Raw genomic sequence first — 20,919 nt, forward strand, 5'->3', positions numbered from 1 at the left:
GCGTATCCGATCTGAGACTGCTAACGTCAGCGCTGTGCCAGAGAACGAACGTGGTGCGCGGGCCCGCACAAGGCAGGCGATCCTGTCTGCCGCGATCGAGGTGCTTGGGCAAAACCCGAACGCGGCCCTGAGCGACATCGCCGCGGCGGCGGAGGTAGGCCGCACGACGCTGCACCGCTACTTCCCTGAGCGCTCGGACCTGCTCCGGGCCGTCGCCGCCGAAGGCTCCGCCCGCCTGGACCGGGCCACGGCCAGCGCACGCCTGGAGGAAGGCACCGGCTGCGAGGCCCTCCTCCGCCTGTGCCGCGAGTACTTCGACCTGGGCAGCCTGCTCTCCCTGATCTTCACGGACCCGGACTGCATGAGCGACGCGACCCCGATCGTCGACGACGGCTGCGACGACCGCTTCACCACGATGATCAACCGCGGCCACCGCGACGGCACGATCGACACAGGCCTACCCGCGCCGTGGCTGTCCAGCCTGATGTGGTCGCAGCTCTACGCGGGCTGGAGCTACATCACCCAACACAACGCCTCCCGCCACGAAGTCCTGGACCTCCTGGTCCGCACGGTCGACGGCGCGGTCACCCCCCGCACCACCAATTAGGACCATTTCTCCCGGGCCCGCCGTGGGCACGACCGCCGCTCCCGCCGGACACCGCTCCGCTTCGCTCCGCTGCCAGGCCCGCATTGGCAAATCTTGGTAATCGGTTGCTGCTACCGCAGCAATGGATTACCAACGTCCGCCGCGCGCGCCACATCCCCCGGGTCTACCGATGGGAGCTGCCGCGCCCGGAGGCTCGCGAAGCGTGCCGGGCCAGCGAAGAACAGCAGCCGGGCTTGACAGGACACTCCCGCCGGATGCCGCGTAAGCGACGCCTGCCGAAGAAGGTGGAGCGTGCGCGGTGCGGTCAGTTAGGGCAGAGGGTGTCCAGGCGGTCCTGGATCGCGCCCAGGGTGGCGTCGTCGATGGTTGCCACATTGGACGTCATCGAGTCGACCTGGACCGCCAGCTGCGACAGCGTGGTCTTGAGCTGGGCGTCCGTCGCCGTCGTCGAGGCCTTGCGGAGGTCGGCCGCCCAGGTGTCGAGCGTGGTGCCCAGCTTCTTCTCTGCGGCCGCCTCGGCGGTCTTGTCGTTCTTGCCCTGCGCCTCCAGCACCGCCGTGAGTTGCTGGACGAATGCCGTCGTGCCGGTCTCGCTCGCCTTGAGCACGTCGGCGCAGATCTGCGTCGCGTTGCCGCCCGCCTTCGCGGTCGGCTCCGGGCCCAGCGAGATCTTCGGCGCCGCGGTGCCCAACGGGGCGGCGCCCGACGGGGTCGCACCAGGGGACGAAGACGGCGCCGCGCTCCCGCCGGGGGTGGCGCTCGCGTCACCGCGGCCCTCCACGTCCGCGGAGCAACCGGCGACAAGGAACAGGGCGACGGATACGACGAGCAAGCGACGCAGGCGCATCGGGGTGTGTCCTCCGGGGGTGGCGGCGGAACGATGCCGCGACCCTAACGCGCATTCATGAGCCCTGCTCGTCCGACCCCGCACACGCCGCCGGCCGGCCAGCAAATCGCCGCCACCTAGGCCCGCCGCAACCCAACCCCCAGACACGCCACCGGCCAGCCAACAAATCACCGCCACCCAGGCCCGCCGCAACCCAACCCCCAGACACGCCACCGGCCAGCCAGCGAAACGCCGCCACCCAGGCCCGCCGCGGCTTGACCCCGGATATGCCGCTGGCCGGCCACCCCCAGGGAGGTGGCCGGCCAGCGAAAGCGATCTAGCTAGGGACGGGTGCGGCGGCGGGCGCCGCCGCGGCGGCCTCGGCGGCGGGTTGTGCTGGCCTCGGCCAGCTCGCCGTCCTCGTCGTCGCCGGCCGCGTCCGGGTCGTCCGTGCCGGCCAACCGGCCGTTGCTCGCCGGTGCGACGTCCGGTGCCTCGACCTCGTCGACCGGGTCCAGGACGACGTCGTCGTAGCGGGACAGGTCGTACCCCATCGTGTCGTCCTCGTCGTTGACCACCGCGGGCTCGACGGTGTCCGGCGCCGACGACTGCGGCGCCGCCGCCTTCCGACCCCGACGCCGCGAAGAAGAGGACGACGCGGACGCGGCGGTGGCAGCGGGCGCGGCCGCGACGGCCTTGACCTTGTCGGCGGAGCCCGCACCGTTGGCGCCGTGGCTGTGGGCCGACGAGCCCGACGGGGCACCCTTCACCGGCACCGGCTCCGTGTGGATGATCAGGCCGCGGCCCTTGCAGACCTCGCACGTCTCCGAGAACGCCTCCAGCAGACCGGCGCCGATCCGCTTCCGCGTCATCTGCACCAGACCAAGCGAGGTGATCTCGGTGACCTGGTGCTTGGTGCGGTCCCGGCCCAGGCACTCGGTCAGCCGCCGCAGCACCAGCTCGCGGTTGCTCTCCAGCACCATGTCGATGAAGTCGATGACCACGATGCCGCCGAGGTCGCGCAGGCGGAGCTGGCGGACGATCTCCTCGGCCGCCTCGAGGTTGTTGCGGGTGACCGTCTCCTCGAGGTTGCCGCCGGCACCGGTGTACTTGCCCGTGTTGACGTCGACCACCGTCATCGCCTCGGTGCGGTCGATCACCAGGTGGCCGCCCGACGGCAGGAAGACCTTGCGGTCGAGACCCTTGAGGATCTGCTCGTCGATCCGCTTCTCGGCGAACACGTCGACGGTCGACGTGTGCCGGTGCAGCCGCGGCACCAGGTCCGGCGAGACGTGGCCGAGGTAGGTGTCGACCATCTCGTACGCCTCGTCGCCCTGCACGACGATCTCGCGGAAGTCCTCGTTGAACAGGTCGCGGACGACCCGGATCAGCAGGTCGGGCTCCTCGTAGAGGAGCGTCGGCGCACCGCCGGCCGCCGCCTTCTCCTGGATGTCCTCCCACTGCGCCTGCAGCCGCTTCACGTCGCGGGCCAATTCGTCCTCGGACGCGCCCTCGGCCGCGGTCCGGACGATCACGCCGGCGCCCTCGGGCACCAGCTTCTTGAGCACGTCGCGGAGCCGCTTGCGCTCGGTGTCGGGCAGCTTGCGGCTGATCCCGGACGCGTTGCCGCCCGGCACGTAGACCAGGTGCCGGCCGGAGAGCGCGATGTGGCTGGTCAGCCGGGCGCCCTTGTGGCCGATCGGGTCCTTGGTGACCTGCACCAGCACCGAGTCGCCGGACTTGAGCGCCTGCTCGATCGAGCGGGCCCGGCCCTCCAGGCCGGAGGCGTCCCAGTTGACCTCGCCGGCGTAGAGCACCGCGTTGCGGCCCCGGCCGACGTCGACGAACGCCGCCTCCATCGAGGGCAGCACGTTCTGCACCTTGCCGAGGTAGACGTTGCCGGCCATCGCGCCCGACGACGCGCGGGTCACGTAGTGCTCGACCAGCACGCCGTCTTCGAGCACACCGATCTGGGTGCGGTCGGCGCGCTGCCGGACCACCATCACCCGGTCGACGGCCTCGCGGCGGGCCAGGAACTCCGACTCGCTCAGGATCGGCGGCCGGGTGCGGCGCTGCTCGCGGCCGTCGCGCCGGCGCTGGCGCTTGGCCTCGAGCCGGGTCGAGCCGGAGACGCCCTGCACCTCGTCGGAGGTGCTGCGGGGCTCGCGGATCCGGACCACGGTGTGCACGCCGTCGTCGCCGCCCGTGTCGGCGTCGCCCTTGCGGCGGCGCCGCCGGCGCCGGCGGGTGACCCCGTCGCCGTCCTCGTCCTGGTCGGCCTCGTCGGCCGCCGCGGCCGCGGGCTCCTCGATCTCGTCGGCCTCGTCGGCCGGGCCCTTGCCGCGCCCTCGGCCACGGCGGCCACGGCGGCGCCGCCGGCGACCGCTCTCGTCCTCGTCATCCTCGTCGACCTCGGCGTCGGCCTCGTCGGCCGCGGTGACCTCCGCGACCTCCTCGGCCTCGACGGGTGCCGCCTCCTCGCCGGTGCGCCGCCCACGGCGACGGCGACGGCTGGCGGTGGTCTCGCCGGTCTCGGTGGTCGAAGCCTCCGAGGTCTCGGCCGGCTCGGTCGGCTCAGCGGTCTCGGTGGGCTCAGCGGGCGAGGCGGGCGAGGCGGCCGAGGCGGCACCAGCCCGGGTGCGCCGCACCCGCCGGGTCGGCGCCTGCTCCTCGTCGGGCTCGGGCGCCATGAACAGCAGAGGCGCGGCGGTGCGCCGGCGCCGGCTCGGTGCCGGCTCCTCGATCACCTCGAGCGGCTCGGTGGTCGCCTCTTCGGCTTCGTCCTCGGCGCCGGGCTCCTCGGCCCCCTCGCTGTCGGCCAACTCCGGGTCGGCGTCGGGCGCCCCGGCGACCGCGGCGCCAGGCTCGACGTCACCGACACCGGCGACCGGCTCGGCGGCGGGGTCGGCGAACTCTTCCGCGATGGCCGCGCGGGCGGACCGCCCGCGCCCGGGAGCGGGCTCGACGTCACCGACTCCGGCGGCCGGGTCGGCCGCGGGGTCGTCGGACTCCGCCGCGACCACCGCGTCGACGGCGCGACCCGCGGGGGCGGCGTCCTCGGTGGCGGCCTTGCGGCGCCGGGTCCGCTTCACCGGCGCGTCATTCGCACCCTCTGCCGGGGAATCGCCCTCGGTGTCGGCTTTGGCGGCAGTTGTCGCCTTGCGCCGGCGACGCGTCGCCGGCGGCGCCTCTTCGGGAGCAGCGGAAGAAGCAGCAGAGGCAGCAGCCGCGGTCGTCTTCCGGGCACGGGTGCGCTTGACAGGTGTCGCAGGCGCGTCGGTCTCGGCGGCGGGCTCGTTGCCCTGGACCTCGCCGCCCGTTGGCTCGTTCTCGAGCATGGACGTTCTCCAGTTCTGACAACCCCGGGCGCGGGTGAGCGCTGCCACGCAGGGTCGCCGCAAAGTGTTTCCGGTGCTGCGCGCCACAAGGGAGCGGCGAACAGACCGAAGTCTGGCGGGCTAAACGCCGATCGCGTCGCCGCGGTCAGCGTTCACCGACAACAGCCCCGTCGCGGTCCGCCTCCAACGGATCCGCGATCGCCCCCTGCGCGGTCAGCCTGCCCTGCGCCAGCCGGGTCGCCCGTGGCGGGACCGGCGGCTCCAGGTCGGCCACCACGCGGAGGCCGGCAAGGACGTCATCGGGTCGTACGGACGGGGTGACCTGCCGCACGACTACGTCGAGTATCGCACACGGTGCCGCGGGGGCTCCGGAAGCCGCCGGACCGGAATCGATCACCTCGATGGAAGCGACCGCCGCCCGCGTGTCGAACGTGCGGCGCCCCTGCTTGGTCTGCCGCTCGACCAGGACCTCCGACGACTCCCGAAACGTGGCGACCGCCGCCGACACAGTGGCCGTCGACAGCCCCGGCAACTCCACCTGCCACCGCGACGCGTCGATGCGATCGGCCAGGCCCGACCCCGACGCGACCACCGCGTCGAGCACGTCCAACCCCGGCGAGAGCGCCGCGTCCAGCGCACCGCGCACCCACGCCGGGTCGACCTCACGCTGCAGGCCGATCTCCAGGTATTCCGCCTCGCTCGCCGTGCCGGTCGGCGCCGCACTCGCGTACGAAATCTTGGGGTGCGGGGTGAAGCCCTGCGAGAACGCGATTGGCACACCGGCCCGCTTGACCGCCCGCTCGAAGGCGCGGGCGAAGTCACGGTGTGAGGTGAACCGCAACGGCCCGCGTTTGGCGTACCGGATCCGGATGCGCTGGACGACGGGCGCCTGCCCGCCCTCCGGCTGTGGCTTCCTGCTGATCGCGTGCTCCTCGCAAGTTCGGACCGTTCGCATCCATCCTCCCACCACCTAGCCTCACGTCATGAGGGACGTCGACCCCAAGGCGCGCATCGCGGGTGTTTTCGATCGCGCCGCGCCCACGTACGAGCAGACCGGGGTCGAGTTCTATGGCCCGCCGGGACGCGCGCTGGTCGCCCACGCCGGGATCACCACCGGTGAACGGGTGCTCGACCTCGGCTGTGGCCGGGGCAACGTGTTCTTCCCGGCCGCGGCCGCGGTCGGCCCGACCGGCACGGTGGTCGGCGTCGACTTCGCGCCGGTCATGCGCCGGCTCACCACGGAGGCCGCGAAGGACCTTCCGTGGGTACGCGTGACAGCCGGCGACGCGGAGTACCCGGACTTCCCGCCGTGCTCCTTCGACGTGGTCACCGCCGGCTTCATGATCTTCTTCATGCCCGACCCGGCGGCCGCCGTGGCTCGCTGGGCCGGCCTGCTGCGCCCCGGCGGCCGGCTGGCGATCAGCACGTTCGCCGAGTCGATGACGGCGGGCACGACGTTCTACGCGGACCGCGCCGCCGCGCTCGCGCCGTTCCAGCGACCCGAACAGGCGCTGGCCGGCGACGCCAGGGAAGAGCACGACGCGCAGCGGGACCGGGTGCGGGGCTGGTTCGACCGGGCCGACCTGACCGGCGTGACGATGACGGAGCTGACCGTGCGCTCGCACTACCCGTCCGCGGACGCCTACTGGGCCTGGTGGCTCTCGGTCGGTGCCCGCCGCCAGCTCGAACGCGTGCCACCGCACCGGGTGCCGGCGGCCCGCGCGGCGATCACCGAGGTGCTCGACAAGCACCTCCGCCACCCCGGCGGCGGCTACCTGAGCGAGACGCCGATGCGCCTCACGGTCGCCCGGCGGCCGGGCTGAACACCGAGTCCAGGAACTCGTCGAGCACCGCCAGGGCGGTCTGCGCCGGGTAGGTGTCGGTGAGCATGTAGAGCGCCAGTCCCTCGACCAGGGCCAGCAGCGTGGTGGCCGCGGGCAGCGGCATCAGCGTCGCGAAGAAGTCGCGCAGCCCGACCGAGCCGCGCCGCTGCACCTCGGCGACGTCGGGCCGGGTGGCCGCGTACGCGAAGAAGGCCAGCCCGACCCGGCCGTCGGCCCGCCGTGCCTCGTCGAGCGGCAGGAGCTGGGTGGCCATCGCACGGAGCAGGTCGCGCGGCGCCGGCTCCGGGCCTAGAGCGTTGACCGCCGACGACATGCGTTCCCCGATGTGGCCGCTGACCACGTCGAGCGCGAACAGCATCATCTCGTCCTTGGTGCCGAAGTAGTGCTGCACCAGGCCCGTGGTCGCGCCGGCCTCGGCGGCCACGTGGCGCAGGCTCACCGCCTCGAGCCCGCGCTGCGCCGCGACCCGCATCAGCGCGTCGGCGATCAGCGTGCGCCGCTCGGTGGGGTCGACCCGCTTCGGCATACGGCCATGGTTTCACATTGCGGTCGTATTGACGGAGTCGTCGGCGCGTTTTACATTACAGTCGTGATGCGAAAATTGGCGATCGAAGCGTACGGACTGGTCAAGCGCTATGGCGAGGTCACCGCGCTGGACGGGGTCGACCTCGCGGTCGAGGCCGGCACGGTGATCGGCGTCCTCGGCCCCAACGGCGCCGGCAAGACGACGGCAGTGCGGATCCTGGCCACGCTGCTGCGCCCCGACGCGGGCTCGGCGGCGGTGCTCGGGCACGACGTGATCCACGCCGGCCACCAGGTGCGGCAGCTCATCGGCCTCGCCGGGCAGCACGCATCGGTCGACGAGGACCTGACGGGCCGGCACAACCTGACCATGGTCGGCCGCCTCCTCGGGCTCTCCCGCCGGGACACCGCGGCCCGGGCCGCCGAGTTGCTCGCCGAGTTCGGCCTCACCGTCGCCGCCGACCGGCCGGTGAAGACGTACTCCGGCGGCATGCGGCGCCGGCTCGACCTGGCCGCGAGCCTGGTCAACCGCCCCCGGGTGGTGTTCCTCGACGAACCCACGACCGGGCTCGACCCGGTCGCCCGCGGCGCGCTCTGGGACCGCATCCGGGCGCTGGTCGCCGAGGGCACCACGGTGCTGCTCACCACTCAGTACCTCGAGGAGGCCGACGCCCTGGCCGACGACATCGTGCTGTTCGACCACGGCCGGGTCGCCGCGCGCGGCACGCCGACCCAGCTCAAGCGCCGGCTCGGCACCCAGACGCTCGACCTGCGGCTGGCCGACCCGGCCCGGCTCGACGACGCGGCGGCCCTGGTCGCCACGGTGGTCGGTCAGCTGCCGGCGCGGCTCGGCGAACGGCTGAGCGCGCCCGTCGCCGACGGCGCCATGATGCCGGCCGTCGTGCGCCGGCTCGACGACGCGGGCGTCGAGATCGCGGAGTTGGCGCTGCACCTGCCCAGCCTCGACGACGTGTTCCGGGCCCTGACGACGACGAAGGAGGAGGCACCAGCATGAATGGCGTCAACCAGTGCCTGACCCTGACCTGGCGCGGCATCGTGAAGCTGCGCCGGCACCCCGCCGCGCTCGCCGACGTGGTGTTCGGCCCGGCCATCTTCCTGGTGCTGTTCGTCTACGTGTTCGGCGGCGCGATCTCCGGCAGCACCCGGGACTACCTGCAGTTCGTGCTGCCCGGCATGCTCGGCCTGATGACCCTGCTGGCCACTATGGGCGTCGGCGTCGCGCTCAACCAGGACATCGAGAAGGGCGTCTTCGACCGCATCCGCAGCCTGCCCACCCTGCGGATCGCACCGCTGGTCGGCGCGATCGGCGGCGACGTCGTGCGCCAGGTCGTCGCCATCGTCGCGCTGCTCGGCTTCGGCCTCGCGCTCGGCTTCCGGTTCACCACCGGTCCCCTGCCGGTGTTGGCGGCCTGCGCCCTCGCGCTCGGCTTCGCGCTCGCCCTGTCCTGGGTCTGGGTGCTGCTCGGCCTCGCGCTGCCCAACGCACAGGCCGTGCAGGGCCTCGGCGCGGTGATCATCTTTCCGCTCTCGTTCGCCAGCAACATCTTCGTGCCGACGGACACGATGCCCGGCTGGCTGGCGGCGTTCGTCGAGGTCAACCCCGTGCGACACCTGATGGACGCGCTGCGCGGCCTGATGCTCGGCGGCCCGGTGGCCCGGCCGGTGCTGATCACCCTGCTCTGGATGGCCGGGTTCGTCGCGGTGTTCGCCCCACTCGCGCTCGCCGCCTACCGCAGGCGCAGCCTGACTTCCTGAGCGCCGTGGACGGTGTAGCGCTCGACCTCGTCGTACCCGTGACGCGAAGCGAACCGCAGCCCGTCGGCGTTGGTCAGCAGCACCACGGTCTCGATCGCGGCCGGGCCCAGGGATCGGGCCGCGGCCAACGCCCGCGCGTGGATCAGCGTGCCGAAGCCGTGGCCCCGGTGCTCCGGCAGCACCCGGGCGATGACCACCGACACGCCGTCGGCATCGGGCGGGCGCACGGTCGAGTTGCCGACCGCGACCTCGCCGTCGTAGGCGATCTCCAGAACGTGACGCCCGGCCCGCTCACGCACGTCGGAGAGCGAGAGCGGGAAGGGCGGCAGGATCGTGTTGTGGATCGACCGCCAGAGGTCGAGCGTGGTGTCGTCGACCGGCGCGGCGAACCGCAGGTCAGCCATTGCCGCCGACCGGGGTCAGCGGCAGCAGCTTCCGGCCGGTCGGGCCGATCTGGATCTCGGTGTCCATGGACGGGCAGACGCCGCAGTCGAAGCACGGTGTCCACCGGCAGTCGTCCTGCTCGTACTCGTTCGTCGAGTCCTGCCAGTCCTGCCAGAGCCAGTCCTTGTCGAGCCCGGAGTCGAGGTGGTCCCAGGGCAGCACCTCTAGCTCGTCGCGCTCGCGCGTGGTGAACCAGTCAAGATCGACCCCGAACCCGGGCAGAACAGCCGCGGCCGCGGAAACCCAGCGCTCGTAGGAGAAGTGCTCCGACCAGCCGTCGAACCGCCCGCCGTCCTCCCAGACCCGCCGGATCACCGCGCCGACGCGGCGGTCGCCGCGCGACAGCAGGCCTTCGATCAGCGACGGCTGGCCGTCGTGGTAGCGGTAGCCGATCGCCCGGCCCAGCGAGCGGTCGCTGTTGATCGCCTGCTTGAGCAGCTTGAGCCGGTTGTCGATCACCTCGGGCGACTGCATCGAGGCCCATTGGAACGGCGTGTGCGGCTTGGGCACGAACCCACCGATCGAGACCGTGCAGCGGATGTCCTTGGAGCCCGTGGCGGCGCGACCGGCCTTGATCACCTCGTGCGCGAGGCGGGCGATCTGCAGCACGTCCTCGTCGGTCTCGGTGGGCAGGCCGCACATGAAGTAGAGCTTCACCTGGCGCCAGCCGTTGGTGTAGGCGGTGACCACGGTGCGGATGAGGTCTTCCTCCGACACCATCTTGTTGATCACCCGGCGGATCCGCTCGGAGCCGCCCTCGGGCGCGAAGGTCAGGCCGGTGCGCCGCCCGTTGCGGGACAGCTCCTGTGCCAGGTCGATGTTGAACGCGTCGACCCGGGTGGACGGCAGCGAAAGCGAGACGTTGGTGCCCTCGTACTGGTCGGCCAGGCCCGAGCAGATGTCACCGATCTCGGAGTGGTCGGCGCTCGACAGCGAGAGCAGGCCGACCTCGGAGAAGCCGGAGAACTCCAGGCCCTCCTTGACCATCTGGCCGACCGTGGTGATCGAGCGCTCGCGCACCGGCCGGGTGATCATGCCCGCCTGGCAGAACCGGCAGCCGCGCGTGCAGCCCCGGAAGATCTCGACGGCGTACCGCTCGTGCACGGTCTCGGCCAGCGGCACGAGAGGCTTCTTCGGGTACGGCCACTGGTCGAGGTCCATCGTCGTGCGCTTGTGCACGCGGAACGGCACGCCGGCCCGGTTGGGCACGACCCGCTGGATCCGCCCGTCGGGCAGGTAGTCGACGTCGTAGAAGCGCGGCACGTAGACGCTCTCGGTCTTGGCCAGGCGCAGCAGCAGCTCGTCGCGACCGCCCGGGGAGCCCTCTTCCTTCCAGGCGCGGACGAGCGCGGTGACCTCGAGGACGGCCTCCTCGCCGTCGCCCAGCACGGCCGCGTCGAGGAAGTCGGCGATCGGCTCGGGGTTGAACGCGGCGTGCCCGCCGGCGAGCACGATCGGGTCCTCGTCTGTGCGGTCCTTCGCCAGCAGCGGGATGCCGGCCAGGTCGAGCGCCGTGAGCATGTTGGTGTAGCCGAGCTCGGTGGCGAACGACAGGCCGAGCAGGTCGAAGGCCCGGACCGGGCGGTGCGCGTCGACGGTGAACTGCGGCACGCCGTGCTCGCGCATCAGCGCCTCGAGGTCGGGCCAGACGGCGTACGTGCGCTCGGCCAGCACGTCGGGCTGCTCGTTGAGCACCTCGTAGAGGATCTGCACGCCCTGGTTGGGCAGGCCCACCTCGTAGGCGTCCGGGTACATCAGGGCCCAGCGCACGGTGGTGGCGTCCCACTCCTTGCGCACCCCGCCCAGCTCGCCGCCGACGTACTGGATCGGCTTGCTGACCCGCGGCAGCAGCTCCTCGAGCCGCGGCCACACGGTTGCGACGGTCATCGACCCCTCCTTAATTCCCAACCAACCAGGGTACGCGGCGCGTCAGGGCGCCCATCCGCGCGCCCACACAGGTCTTGAACAGGTTCAAGACGGGCGTAGCATCGATGTCGTGAGCAGCCTGAGCGTTGCCGACCGGCTGTCGGCCTGGCGATACGCGTTCGCCACCACCAACCCGCCCGCACAGGGCGTCGTCGATCCGGTCACCCGCTGGCTGGTCGTCACCCGCGCCGGCGTACTGCCGATGACGTTCACGTCGGGTCTGATCGCCGTCCTGCTCGCGGCCGTGGCGGTCGTGCACGTGGACTGGCTCAACGTCACCCTCGCCGTGCTCGGCATCGTGGTCGCGCACCTGGCCAACAACCTGATGAACGACCTCACGGACACCGACGTCGGCAACGACACCGCCGACTACCCGCGGGCGCTCTACGCGCCGCACCCGATCCTGGCCGGCCTGGTCACCCGCCGGCAGCTCGTCGCCGGCATCCTGCTCTGCCAGGTGGTCGACCTGGCCATCATGATCACGCTGATCGTCCGGCAGAACTGGTGGATCGCCGCCTTCGCGCTCGGCGGGCTGTTCCTGTCGTGGGCCTACACCGCGCCGCCGCTGCGGCTGAAGAAGATCGGGCTCGGCGAGGCGGACGTGCTGGTCACCTGGGGTCCACTGATGGTGGGCGGGGTCTACTACGCCGGCACGGGGACGCTGCCCTGGGCGGTCGTGGTCACCGCGCTGGTCTACGCGCTGCTGCCGACCACGGTGCTGATGGGCAAACACATCGACAAGCTGCCGTACGACGCCCGCAGCAGCACCCGGACCCTGCCGGTGGTGCTCGGCGAGCCGGCCGCCAAGGCGGCGACGATCGGGATGATGGTCCTCTACTACGTGGGCGTCGTCGTGCTCGTCTCGGTCGGCGAGCTGCCCTGGCCGGCGCTGCTCACCCTCGGTGGCGTGCCGACGCTGGTCTGGGTGTGGCGGCGCTTCCGCGAGCCGAAGCCGGTGGACCCGCCGCCGAACAACCCGGTCTGGCCACTGTGGTGGGCACCGCTGGCCTTCATCCACACGCGCCGCGCCGGCGGCCTGCTGATCATCGGCCTGGCCGCCTGGGCCGTCTGGGTCGCGGTGCGCTAGCGGTTAAGGAACGGTCCGTTATTAACGCATAGCGTTAATAACGGACCGTTCCTTAAGGTCGTGGGCCCAGCAGGTCCCACCTGTTGCCCGCGACGTCCTCGAAGACCACGACGCTGCCGTAGACCTCGTGCCGCGGCTCGCCGTGGAAGGTGACGCCGGCTTCGCGCATCCGGTCGTACGCCGCCGCGAAGTCGTCGACCCGCAGGAAGAACCCGACACGCCCGGCGAGCTGGTTGCCGACAACCTTGGCCTGATCGTCACCATCGGCCTGGGCGAGCAGCAGGCCGGTTGCCGCGCCCGGCGGGCGGACCACGACCCAGCGCTTGGGCCGGCCGTCGTTGGTGACCGACGGGCTGTCCTCGACGAGGTCGAACCCGAGCGCGTCGACGAAGAACCCGATGGCCTCGTCGTAGTCGTCGACGACGATCGCGGCTAGTTCGATGTGCATGGTGCGGAAGACTAGCTCGACTCGTCTAACCTCGGCGTCGGGCTGGGAGAGGAGCGCCGCTGATGGCGGAGGAGGAACGGGAGCGCCAGGGCGGCGTGACCGAGCCGGTCACGCCGGTCGACGCGGGGTCGGGCGAAGCGCCGCGCGAACCTAAGTGGAGCGGTGCCGCGCCCGTGCCGCCGCCCGCGCCCAAGCGCCGGCGCTGGCTCGAGGACGAGTCGATGTTCCCGCCGCCACCGCCGCCGCCCGCGTCGCCGCCCCGCGACCCGACGCTGGACCTGCCCACCGGGCGGGCGTTCGAGCCCGACACCCCGGTCGACCCGTGGGCCGACGCCGACCCGCTGCCGGCGTACCCGATGGACGTGACCTATCCCCCGACGCGGCTGGAACAAATCGGACCACCACCGCCGCCTCCGACCCCGCCGCCCCCGGCACCCCTGCCCGTCAAGAAGTCGAAGGCCAAGCGGCCCGAGCCGGCCGGGCCGCCGCCGGGCTGGCGGCCCCCGCCCGGCTATGTCGCGGTCCCGGTGCGCCGGCGCCGCCGCTGGCCCTGGTTCGCGCTGCTCTCCCTGCTCTGCTGCTGCGGCTGCCCGGCCTGGTTCGGCCAGCCGCTGTACGCCCAGTTCCCCGCGGACGCCGTCGTGCCGGCCACGGTCGGCAACCTGACACTGCGGGACGACCAGCAGAGCAAGCGGACGGCCGAGCAGTTGAAGACCGACCTGCGCCGGACCTACGTCATCAGCTCGCCGTTCGCCGGCGTCTTCGTCGACGGCGACGGCAAGCGCGCCACCGTGTTCGGCACGACGGGCCTGCACCTCTCCCCCGACGACGACGTGACCGCCGAGATCAACCGGGTGACCGGGACCTACCAACTGCGCAGCATCACGACGGTGGCCGCCACCGAGCGCGGCGAGAGCCGGCGGTGCGGGATCGGCACCGACAACGGCACCGACGTCGTGGTCTGTTCGTGGGTCGACTACGGCAGCCTCGGCACGGGCGTGTTCACCCGGCTCGACGTCGACGAGAGCAACGGACGGCTCAGCCAACTCCGCGACACGATCGTGACGCGTCGATCGGACGGTTGAATCCCTCCTCGGAGGGGCACAATGATCGGATGATCCGCCGTTGGTTGTTCGCCGACCAATTGGGGCCACACTTCCTCGACGCGCCCCGGCAACCCGTGCTGCTGATCGAGTCGAAGTCCGTGTTCCGGCGCCGGGCGTTCCACCGGCAGAAGGCTCACCTCGTGCTCTCCGCGCTGCGGCACCGCGCGGCCGAGTTGGGCGACCAAGCCATCTTCCTGCGCACCGACACGTACGGCGAGGCGCTACGCAAGGTCAGCGGCGAGCCACTGGACGTGTGCCATCCGACCTCTCGCCGGGCCCGCGAGTTCGTGCGCGGCCACGACGGTGTCACCGTGCTGCCGCCGCGCGGGTTCACCACGTCTCCCGGCGACTTCGTCGCGTGGGCCGACGGCCGGCACGGACGGCTGCGGATGGAGGACTTCTACCGCGACGCCCGGCGCCGCCTCGACGTGCTGATGGACGGTGACGCACCGGCGGGCGGCACCTGGAACCTGGACGCGGAGAACCGCCAACCGCCGCCGTCGTCCGGCATGCCGGTGCCGGCGCCGCCGATGCCGGTGGAGGACGAGATCGACGAGGGCGTACGCGCGGACCTCGACCGCTGGGAGTCCGAGGGCATCGAGTTCGTCGGCCGCGACGGCCCGCGCCTGTTCCCGGCGACGCGCCGCGAGGCCCTGGCCCGGCTGCGGCACTTCGTGGAACACCGATTACCGGCCTTCGGCCCGTACGAGGACGCGATGCTGGCCGGTGACCCCTGGATGGCACACAGCCTGCTCTCCGCCCCGCTCAACCTGGGCCTGATCGACCCGCTGGACGCGGTGCACCGCGCCGAGGCGGCGTACCGCTCGGGTGCGGCGCCGCTGTCCTCGGTGGAGGGCTTCGTCCGCCAGTTGATCGGCTGGCGCGACTACATCTGGCACCTGTACTGGTATTTCGGCGCGGACTACGGCGCGGCGGACGGCCTGCGCGCGACCCGCCCGGTCCCGTCGTGGTTCCGCGCGTTGGACGCGGACGCCGTCGAGGCCCGCTGCCTGTCGGACGTGCTGGCCGGCGTCCGCGACCGCGGCTGGGTGCACCACATCCCGCGCCTGATGGTCCTGGGCAACTACGCGCTGCAGCGCGGCTGGCGGCCCGCCGACCTGGTCGACTGGTTCCACCGGTCGTTCGTCGACGGTTACGAGTGGGTGATGACGGCAAATGTGGTGGGCATGAGCCAGTACGCGGACCTGGGCGCGATGACTACCAAGCCGTACGCGGCGGGCGGTGCCTACATCAACCGGATGAGCGACTACTGCCGCGGCTGCCGCTACGACCCGAGATCGCGCCTGGGCCTCAACGCGTGCCCGTACACGGCCGGCTATTGGGCCTTTCTCGATCGCAACCGCGGCCGCCTGCGCGGCAATGCCCGCCTGGGCCAGGCGATGCGCCAACTGGACCGGATCGACGACCTGCCCGCGGTCCGCGCTCAGGAACGCGACCGAGGAGACGAGGCACCGTGACCGCGTCGTACGTGGTGACCGGCGCCGCCGGCGGTGTGGGTCGCGCGATCGCGGAACGCCTCCTGTCGGTGGACGGCACGACGGTGGTGGTCCTGGACCTGGCGCCGGTGACCTGGTCACACCCGCGCCTGCTGGCGGTGACCGGCGACGCGACCGACGAGGGCGCCGCCTCGACCGCGGCCGACCAGGCGGAGGCCGCCGCGCCGCTGGCCGGTTGGGTCAACAACGCGGCCGTCTTCCGCGACCTCCCGCTGGACACCACACCGGCGGCGGAGGTGGTCGCGCTGATCACGCTCAACCTGGCACCGGCGGTGGTCGGCAGCGCCGTCGCGGTCCGCCGCTTCCTCGCCGCGGGCACCCCCGGCGCGATCGTCAACGTGTCGTCGCACCAGGCCCAACGCGCGGTCCGCGGCGCCCTGCCCTACGCGACGGCGAAGGCCGCGGTCGAGGGGCTGACCCGGGCGCTCGCCGTGGACCACGGCCCGTCCGGCATCCGCGCCAACGCGGTGGCCCTGGGCTCGATCGACACGGAACGCTACGCGGACTACCTGGCGGGCCTGTCACCGGTCGCGGTGACCCAGGTGGCCGAGCAGATGTCCCGCCTGCACCCGATCGGCCGCGTGGGCCGCGCCGACGAGGTGGCCGAAGCGGTCGCCTTCCTGCTCTCCCCCGGCGCCAGCCTGATCACGGGCACGGTCATCCCCGTCGACGGCGGCCGCGCCGCCCAGGGCCAGGACCCCGAATCACGCTGAAGCGCGCGACATCCGGTCGATGACGTCGATCGTCTGCGCGGTCAGGGCACGAACCAGCGCGTCCGCCGGCTGGACGTCGCGGACCAGCTCGACCGACTGGCCCGAGTAGAGAGCCATCTCGTCCAGGTCGCCGGTCATGCCGGGCAACGGGATCAGGTCCTCGTAACGGAGATGGGGTCGGGCGCCGTGTACCGCCACGACGTCGCCCTCGCCCGGACGGTCCGGCGCGGGCGGCGACCCGGCCGCCTCCCACCGCCGCACCGTCTCGTTGCGGAGGGCGCGGTGTGGCGCGTCGGGCCAGCCTCCGTCGAAACACCGGGTGTGGACGGTGTCCTCGGCGCCCGCCTCGACGAGCCGGTCCCGATAGCGCTGATGGGTGTCCGCCTGCGTGGTGGCCAGGAACCGGGTGCCCAGCCACGCACCCTGCGCGCCCAGCGCGAGCGCGGCGGCGACACCGCGGCCGTCGCTGATGCCGCCGGCCGCCATGACCGGGAGCGGCCCGACCGCGTCGACGACGGCCGGCACCAGCACCATGGTCGTGGTCGTGCCGCGCACGTGGCCGCCGGCTTCCCAGCCCTGCGCCACCACGACGTCGACACCGGAGTCGGCCGCGTGCCGGGCCTCCGCGACGCCGCCCACGGTGTGCATGTGCAAGGCGCCGGCCTGCCGGATCACGTCGCTGACCGGCGCCGGGTCGCCCCAGAACGTCGACACGACCGGGACGCCCTCGTCCAGACAGGCCGCGAGGGTCTCGCCGACAGGGAAGTCCAGCACGAGGTTGACACCGAACGGCCGTGAGGTGCGCCGGCGCACCTCACGGATCCGATCGCGGGCCGCGTCGGGACCGCACCAGGTCAGGGCGAGCATGCCCAGCCCGCCGGCTCCGGAGACCGCCGCGGCCAGTTCGGGTCCCGCCGCCGAGCCGACCGGCGCCTGGACGATCGGTGCGTCGAGACCGAGACGGTCACCCAACTCGGTACGAAGGCGCCTGGTCATGGATTCCCCACCTCGCCGAAACGGATCACCGACCGGGCGCCACTGTATCGACGGAGTCAGCGGCGCACGAAACGCACCGCGTCGGCGATGACGAACCCGCTCGAGGTGTCGCTCAGCGAGACCGAACCGGCGATGCCCGCCGTGAAGCGGAACTCGCCGAGCGAGACCCACTCCCCGCCGCGGGGCTCTGGCACGCCCCGGACCGTCTGGTTCACCCGCACGACATCGGTGCCACCCGCGTGCACCACGGTGTACGGCGCGTCCGTCGCTCGGTTCGACGCGGCCGCGAACGAGACCAGCACCTCGTAGGCGCCGTCACCCGGCAGCGACGGTCGCCAGCGCACCACGTTGGCGCCCGTGCCGGCCGCCCGCGACAGGTAGTTCGAGCCGTAGTAGCCCGCGACCCCCGTGCCCGCCGACCAACTGCCGGCGACCGTCTCGAAGCCCTTCTCCCCGTTGTCGATCGTCACGTCCTCCCGGACGTCCGACTCCGGCCCCTCGGTCAGGGTCAGTTCGTCGAGGCTCACCGACGTGCCGCCGCCGCGCCCCGGCGAGACGAGCGTGAAGCGCACCTTGGCCCGCCCCGGCCGCAGCCGCACGGTGCCGAGGTTCAGCACGTCGTACCCCTCGGAGCTCTCCGCCGTGCCGTCGAACGTCGACCGGCGCGGCGCGACGCCGTCGACGGTCACGGTGACGACGCCGCCGTCGAGCGGGCGGTAGTAGCGCAGCGCCGCCTCCTGCTCGCCGCCGCGCCCCACGGTGATCGGGAACTCGATGTAGTCGCCGACCGCCGTCGGGGTCCAGACCGACCGGGCCCCGCCGCGCGCGGTCGGCTCCCGGACCACGGCGACCGTCCCGGCCGAGCGGTGCGCGCCCTTGACGGCCGCACCGAGGTCGTAGGCGCGCTCGCGCAGCCCCGGCCCGGCGGCCAGACTGTCCCGGCCCCGCGTCAGCCACTCGAGGTTGAACCGGCACACCGCCACCCGCCGCGGCGCGCTGGGAATGTCGCCGTCGCAGCCGTACAGCAGGACGATCGTGCCGTCGGAGAGCCGCGCCAGGTCGGAGTAGTAGGACCGGTTCGGGTTCACCACCCGGCTGTAGCGGAACGAGTAGCCCTCGTCGTAGCTCACCGACACCGTCATGTTCCACCGCATCGGCGAGTCGGGCCGGCTGAACAGGACCCGGTCCACCTCGCGGCTGTGCGGGCCGCCGGTGTAGCGGGCCAGCCCCGCGTCGACAGCGTTGAAGACCCCGGTCGAACCGTCCAGTTTGGCCGGTGACCAGGTCAGGCCGCGGTCCTGGCTGATCGACACGATCCGCTGCCGGTTGCCGCCCGACGCCGCCCGGCCGTTGACCAGGACCGCGCCGTCGCGCCGCTGCACGACCCGGGCCTCGTTGATCGGGTAGTCCACCGAGACCGGCACCTCGCCGGTCGCCTGCCAGGTGCGGCCGTGGTCGTCGCTGTAGAGCCCGGCCACGCCGTAGAAGCGCTGTGCCACGGTGTTGCCGACGATCACCCGGCGGTGCAGCACGTTGAGCAGCAGCCGGCCGTCGTCGAGCTGGATGCCGTGGCCCGGGCCCGGTCCGTGCAGCGCCCACTCGTACGGGAAATGGTCGAACAGCCCGGAGAGGCTGCGCGGCGCACTCCAGGTGGCGCCGTCGTCGCGGCTCGACACGACGTAGAGGTCGCCGCTGTCGCCCGAGCACGACGTGTTCTCCGGCAGCCGCAGCGAGAGCATGTAGAAGAGGAACACCTCACCGGTGCGACGGTCGACGAGGAACGCCGGGTTGCCCCAGGACTGGCCGTCGACGGACGGCACCACGGTCTGGGTCGCGCTCCACGTCACGCCGCCGTCGGTGCTGCGGCGCAGCAGGATGTCCCGGGGTCCGGCGTCGCAGACCTCGTAGCGGCCCTCGGTGGCGGCCAGGATCGTGTCGTTGGGCAGCACGGCCAGGCCGTGCACGTGGTAGTTCTCCAGCGGGTCGACCTCGGAGTCCCAGAGCGTCGTCTCGGTGAAGAACGGGCCGGTCGGCTGGGCGGCGGCCGCGGCCGCGGTGCCGCCGGCCAGCACCGGCAGACCGCCGGCGACGGCCGCGAGACCCATCGTGAACTGTCGACGTCCGATCCGTGATTGCGCCATGCTGCTCCTTACCGGTTGGGGTGGGTCAATAGCCGCGGACCTGTGGCCAGGCGAGCTCGAAGCCGTCGGCCACGAGCTCCGCCTGGAACCGTTCGAGCAGGGTGGGGTCGTCGTGCACCTGAGCGGGCGCGAGGCCGTTCGCCAGGCAGTGCGCGGCGAGCGCGCCGGCGGCCTCGCCCGCGTTCCACTCGACCGGGTGCAGGCGGTAGCAGCCGTTGGTGATGTGCGTCGTGCCGATGTTCTTGCCGGCCGCGAGCAGGTTGCCGACCCGGACGGGCAGCAACGCGCCCAGCGGCAACTGGAACGGGCAGCTTGCGACATCGATGTAGGTGTCGCCGCCGGTCGACGGGTGCAGGTCGATCCGGTACATGCCGACGCCGACGGTGTCCGGGTAGGCCACGGCGCCCAGCTCGCCGCGCACCGCGTACGACAGGTCCTGCTCGACCACCGTGCGGCGCGCCCGGATGCGTCGCGACTCCCGGATGTACGGCGCCTTGGCCAGGCCGTCGGCGCTGCCCATCACGTCGGGCCGCAGCCGCAGCCCTGGCCATCCCGTGCCGCCGTCGGGCCGCGGTGCCTGCGTCTGCAGCCAGTAGAGCATGCTGAGCGAGAGCTGCCGTGCGCCGTCGAGATGCTTGTCGCGCTCGTCGTCGGAGACCCCGATCAACGGCCCCGGCAGATAGTCGATCATCGGCCAGTTGACGATCGTGACGTCGCTGTCGGCGAAGCCCGGTTCGAACATGTCCCGGGCCACGATCCGGCGGAACGCCCACAGATCCTTGTCGCCCGGGTCGCGGCTCTGGTCGGCGACGACCGGCCCGCTCGACGCATTCGGCACGAAGCTCCGGCCGACCGGCTCGAGGGTGCGCGGGTCTGGCGCGACGAGGCTGAGGAGGCGGTCCGGCCAGAACTGCGGCTGGTAGTCGCGCCAGAACCCGTACTGGTCCGGCCGGTCGATCGTGTGGTCCTCGCCGGCGCGGTGCTCGACGGCGAAGACCCAGGAGAACGCCTGCTGGTTGCCCGGCTGCGCCTGCTCGGGCGCGCTCGGCTCGCCGGTCTCGGAGCGGGCCTCCGCGCCGGTGACGTGCTCGACGCCAGCCAGCGGCAGCAGGTCGCCCAGCTCGGTCGCGTCCAGCACGTACGGGGCGGACGCCTCGACCCGCCGGCCGTCCGGCCCCTCGAACAGCACCGAGCGGATCCGGTCGCCGGCCACGTCAGCGGCGACGGGCCGGTGACCGTACCAGACGGTCAGGCGGCCGGCGGCCTGGTACGGGCCCACGAGCGCGGCGATCACCGACGCGGCCACCCGCGGCTCGTGGCAGAGCCGGCTGACCCGGCCCTGGCCGGGGTTGAGGTCGGGGGTCAGCCGGGCGGCCCGGGTCAGCGGGTACCAGGTGCGGTAGTGGTCGCGGATCGCCTCGCGCAGCGCCCGGTAGGACCGCGTGGCGCCGAACTGCTCGATCCACGGATGCTCGTCCGGCGGCACACCCTGGCTGGTCAGCTGGCCGCCCAGCCAGTCGGTCTCCTCGGTCAGCAGCACGCTGCGCCCGCGCCGCAACGCGGCCAACGCCGCCGCGACTCCGCCCAGCCCACCACCGACGACCAACACGTCGACACCTGTCACGCCG

18 protein-coding genes are annotated in these 20,919 nt (G+C 72.5%); 8 read left to right on the forward strand and 10 right to left on the reverse strand.

Annotation, left to right across the window (positions count from 1 at the left end; all coding sequences use genetic code 11):
- The first annotated feature begins 34 nt into the window (after positions 1-34).
- Positions 35-607, forward strand: coding sequence for a TetR/AcrR family transcriptional regulator (locus tag Air01nite_RS10595; protein WP_239090638.1), 573 nt, complete (start codon positions 35-37; stop codon positions 605-607).
- Between the two features lie 304 nt (positions 608-911).
- Here the strand turns inward: Air01nite_RS10595 and Air01nite_RS10600 are convergent, their stop codons facing one another.
- From Air01nite_RS10600 to Air01nite_RS10610, 3 genes are all read right to left on the reverse strand, one after another.
- A complete protein-coding gene (locus Air01nite_RS10600) occupies positions 912-1,454 on the reverse strand; it encodes a hypothetical protein (RefSeq protein WP_203701821.1) in 543 nt (180 codons plus the stop codon).
- 320 nt (positions 1,455-1,774) lie between these two features.
- On the reverse strand, positions 1,775-4,771 hold the full coding sequence (locus Air01nite_RS10605; protein WP_203701822.1) for an Rne/Rng family ribonuclease: 2,997 nt from the start codon (positions 4,769-4,771) through the stop codon (positions 1,775-1,777).
- Positions 4,772-4,916: 145 nt separating this feature from the next.
- Positions 4,917-5,726, reverse strand: coding sequence for a TIGR03936 family radical SAM-associated protein (locus Air01nite_RS10610; protein WP_203701823.1), 810 nt, complete (start codon positions 5,724-5,726; stop codon positions 4,917-4,919).
- A 28-nt stretch (positions 5,727-5,754) separates the two neighbouring features.
- Here Air01nite_RS10610 and Air01nite_RS10615 point away from each other — a divergent pair, with 28 nt between their 5' ends.
- Entirely contained in the window at positions 5,755-6,594 is an 840-nt protein-coding gene (locus tag Air01nite_RS10615) for a class I SAM-dependent methyltransferase (protein WP_203701824.1), read from the forward strand.
- On the opposite strand, the gene Air01nite_RS10620 is transcribed toward Air01nite_RS10615, so the two are convergent.
- Complete coding sequence (locus tag Air01nite_RS10620) at positions 6,569-7,141, reverse strand: TetR/AcrR family transcriptional regulator (protein ID WP_203701825.1); 573 nt, start codon at positions 7,139-7,141, stop codon at positions 6,569-6,571. The two genes, Air01nite_RS10615 and Air01nite_RS10620, sit on opposite strands and share 26 nt — an antisense overlap.
- A 66-nt stretch (positions 7,142-7,207) precedes the next feature.
- On the opposite strand from Air01nite_RS10620, the gene Air01nite_RS10625 reads away from it, so the two are divergent.
- Both Air01nite_RS10625 and Air01nite_RS10630 read left to right on the forward strand, forming a co-directional pair.
- A complete protein-coding gene (locus Air01nite_RS10625; RefSeq protein ID WP_203701875.1) occupies positions 7,208-8,152 on the forward strand; it encodes an ATP-binding cassette domain-containing protein in 945 nt (314 codons plus the stop codon).
- Positions 8,149-8,913: an ABC transporter permease gene (locus Air01nite_RS10630; RefSeq protein ID WP_203701826.1), complete on the forward strand. Its 765-nt coding sequence runs from the start codon at positions 8,149-8,151 to the stop codon at positions 8,911-8,913. The genes Air01nite_RS10625 and Air01nite_RS10630 overlap by 4 nt, the downstream gene beginning before the upstream one ends.
- Here Air01nite_RS10630 and Air01nite_RS10635 read toward each other — a convergent pair.
- A complete protein-coding gene (locus Air01nite_RS10635) occupies positions 8,886-9,317 on the reverse strand; it encodes a GNAT family N-acetyltransferase (protein WP_203701827.1) in 432 nt (143 codons plus the stop codon). The genes Air01nite_RS10630 and Air01nite_RS10635 overlap by 28 nt on opposite strands.
- On the reverse strand, positions 9,310-11,244 hold the full coding sequence (locus Air01nite_RS10640; RefSeq protein WP_203701828.1) for a TIGR03960 family B12-binding radical SAM protein: 1,935 nt from the start codon (positions 11,242-11,244) through the stop codon (positions 9,310-9,312). Before Air01nite_RS10640 ends, Air01nite_RS10635 begins: the two co-directional genes overlap by 8 nt.
- Before the next feature lie 109 nt (positions 11,245-11,353).
- Here Air01nite_RS10640 and Air01nite_RS10645 point away from each other — a divergent pair, with 109 nt between their 5' ends.
- The gene (locus tag Air01nite_RS10645) at positions 11,354-12,370 is read left to right on the forward strand and encodes a prenyltransferase (protein WP_203701829.1); all 1,017 of its coding nucleotides are present in this window, start codon (positions 11,354-11,356) and stop codon (positions 12,368-12,370) included.
- Positions 12,371-12,422: 52 nt separating this feature from the next.
- On the opposite strand, the gene Air01nite_RS10650 is transcribed toward Air01nite_RS10645, so the two are convergent.
- Positions 12,423-12,818, reverse strand: coding sequence for a VOC family protein (locus Air01nite_RS10650; RefSeq protein ID WP_203701830.1), 396 nt, complete (start codon positions 12,816-12,818; stop codon positions 12,423-12,425).
- Between the two features lie 62 nt (positions 12,819-12,880).
- On the opposite strand from Air01nite_RS10650, the gene Air01nite_RS10655 reads away from it, so the two are divergent.
- Genes Air01nite_RS10655 through Air01nite_RS10665 form a run of 3 tightly spaced genes read left to right on the forward strand, consistent with a single transcriptional unit; the run spans position 12,881 to position 16,154 of the window.
- Positions 12,881-13,903: a hypothetical protein gene (locus tag Air01nite_RS10655; protein WP_203701831.1), complete on the forward strand. Its 1,023-nt coding sequence runs from the start codon at positions 12,881-12,883 to the stop codon at positions 13,901-13,903.
- 29 nt (positions 13,904-13,932) lie between these two features.
- Positions 13,933-15,402, forward strand: coding sequence for a cryptochrome/photolyase family protein (locus Air01nite_RS10660; protein ID WP_203701832.1), 1,470 nt, complete (start codon positions 13,933-13,935; stop codon positions 15,400-15,402).
- Positions 15,399-16,154: an SDR family NAD(P)-dependent oxidoreductase gene (locus Air01nite_RS10665; RefSeq protein WP_203701833.1), complete on the forward strand. Its 756-nt coding sequence runs from the start codon at positions 15,399-15,401 to the stop codon at positions 16,152-16,154. The genes Air01nite_RS10660 and Air01nite_RS10665 overlap by 4 nt, the downstream gene beginning before the upstream one ends.
- On the opposite strand, the gene Air01nite_RS10670 is transcribed toward Air01nite_RS10665, so the two are convergent.
- From Air01nite_RS10670 to Air01nite_RS10680, 3 genes are read right to left on the reverse strand one after another with little or no spacing between them, the layout of a single operon-like run.
- Positions 16,146-17,150, reverse strand: a complete 1,005-nt coding sequence (locus tag Air01nite_RS10670) for an NAD(P)H-dependent flavin oxidoreductase (protein ID WP_203701834.1) — start codon at positions 17,148-17,150, stop codon at positions 16,146-16,148. The two genes, Air01nite_RS10665 and Air01nite_RS10670, sit on opposite strands and share 9 nt — an antisense overlap.
- Positions 17,151-17,206: 56 nt before the next feature.
- Positions 17,207-19,291, reverse strand: coding sequence for a golvesin C-terminal-like domain-containing protein (locus Air01nite_RS10675; protein WP_203701835.1), 2,085 nt, complete (start codon positions 19,289-19,291; stop codon positions 17,207-17,209).
- A gap of 25 nt (positions 19,292-19,316) precedes the next feature.
- Positions 19,317-20,915 (reverse strand): FAD-dependent oxidoreductase, encoded by a 1,599-nt coding sequence (locus Air01nite_RS10680; RefSeq protein ID WP_239090639.1) that lies wholly within the window; start codon positions 20,913-20,915, stop codon positions 19,317-19,319.
- Positions 20,916-20,919 lie beyond the last annotated feature (4 nt).

This window comes from Asanoa iriomotensis (genome assembly GCF_016862515.1).
Classification (GTDB): domain Bacteria; phylum Actinomycetota; class Actinomycetes; order Mycobacteriales; family Micromonosporaceae; genus Asanoa; species Asanoa iriomotensis.

Excerpts from the sequence above, each read along its gene's own strand:
- Air01nite_RS10600 (WP_203701821.1), bottom strand. The coding sequence starts at position 1,454 with ATGCGCCTGCGTCGCTTGCTCGTCGTATCCGTCGCCCTGTTCCTTGTC.
- Air01nite_RS10605 (WP_203701822.1), bottom strand. The coding sequence starts at position 4,771 with ATGCTCGAGAACGAGCCAACGGGCGGCGAGGTCCAGGGCAACGAGCCC.
- Air01nite_RS10610 (WP_203701823.1), bottom strand. The coding sequence starts at position 5,726 with ATGCGAACGGTCCGAACTTGCGAGGAGCACGCGATCAGCAGGAAGCCA.
- Air01nite_RS10615 (WP_203701824.1), top strand. The coding sequence starts at position 5,755 with ATGAGGGACGTCGACCCCAAGGCGCGCATCGCGGGTGTTTTCGATCGC.
- Air01nite_RS10620 (WP_203701825.1), bottom strand. The coding sequence starts at position 7,141 with ATGCCGAAGCGGGTCGACCCCACCGAGCGGCGCACGCTGATCGCCGAC.
- Air01nite_RS10625 (WP_203701875.1), top strand. The coding sequence starts at position 7,208 with ATGCGAAAATTGGCGATCGAAGCGTACGGACTGGTCAAGCGCTATGGC.
- Air01nite_RS10630 (WP_203701826.1), top strand. The coding sequence starts at position 8,149 with ATGAATGGCGTCAACCAGTGCCTGACCCTGACCTGGCGCGGCATCGTG.
- Air01nite_RS10635 (WP_203701827.1), bottom strand. The coding sequence starts at position 9,317 with ATGGCTGACCTGCGGTTCGCCGCGCCGGTCGACGACACCACGCTCGAC.
- Air01nite_RS10640 (WP_203701828.1), bottom strand. The coding sequence starts at position 11,244 with ATGACCGTCGCAACCGTGTGGCCGCGGCTCGAGGAGCTGCTGCCGCGG.
- Air01nite_RS10650 (WP_203701830.1), bottom strand. The coding sequence starts at position 12,818 with ATGCACATCGAACTAGCCGCGATCGTCGTCGACGACTACGACGAGGCC.
- Air01nite_RS10655 (WP_203701831.1), top strand. The coding sequence starts at position 12,881 with ATGGCGGAGGAGGAACGGGAGCGCCAGGGCGGCGTGACCGAGCCGGTC.
- Air01nite_RS10660 (WP_203701832.1), top strand. The coding sequence starts at position 13,933 with ATGATCCGCCGTTGGTTGTTCGCCGACCAATTGGGGCCACACTTCCTC.
- Air01nite_RS10670 (WP_203701834.1), bottom strand. The coding sequence starts at position 17,150 with ATGACCAGGCGCCTTCGTACCGAGTTGGGTGACCGTCTCGGTCTCGAC.
- Air01nite_RS10675 (WP_203701835.1), bottom strand. The coding sequence starts at position 19,291 with ATGGCGCAATCACGGATCGGACGTCGACAGTTCACGATGGGTCTCGCG.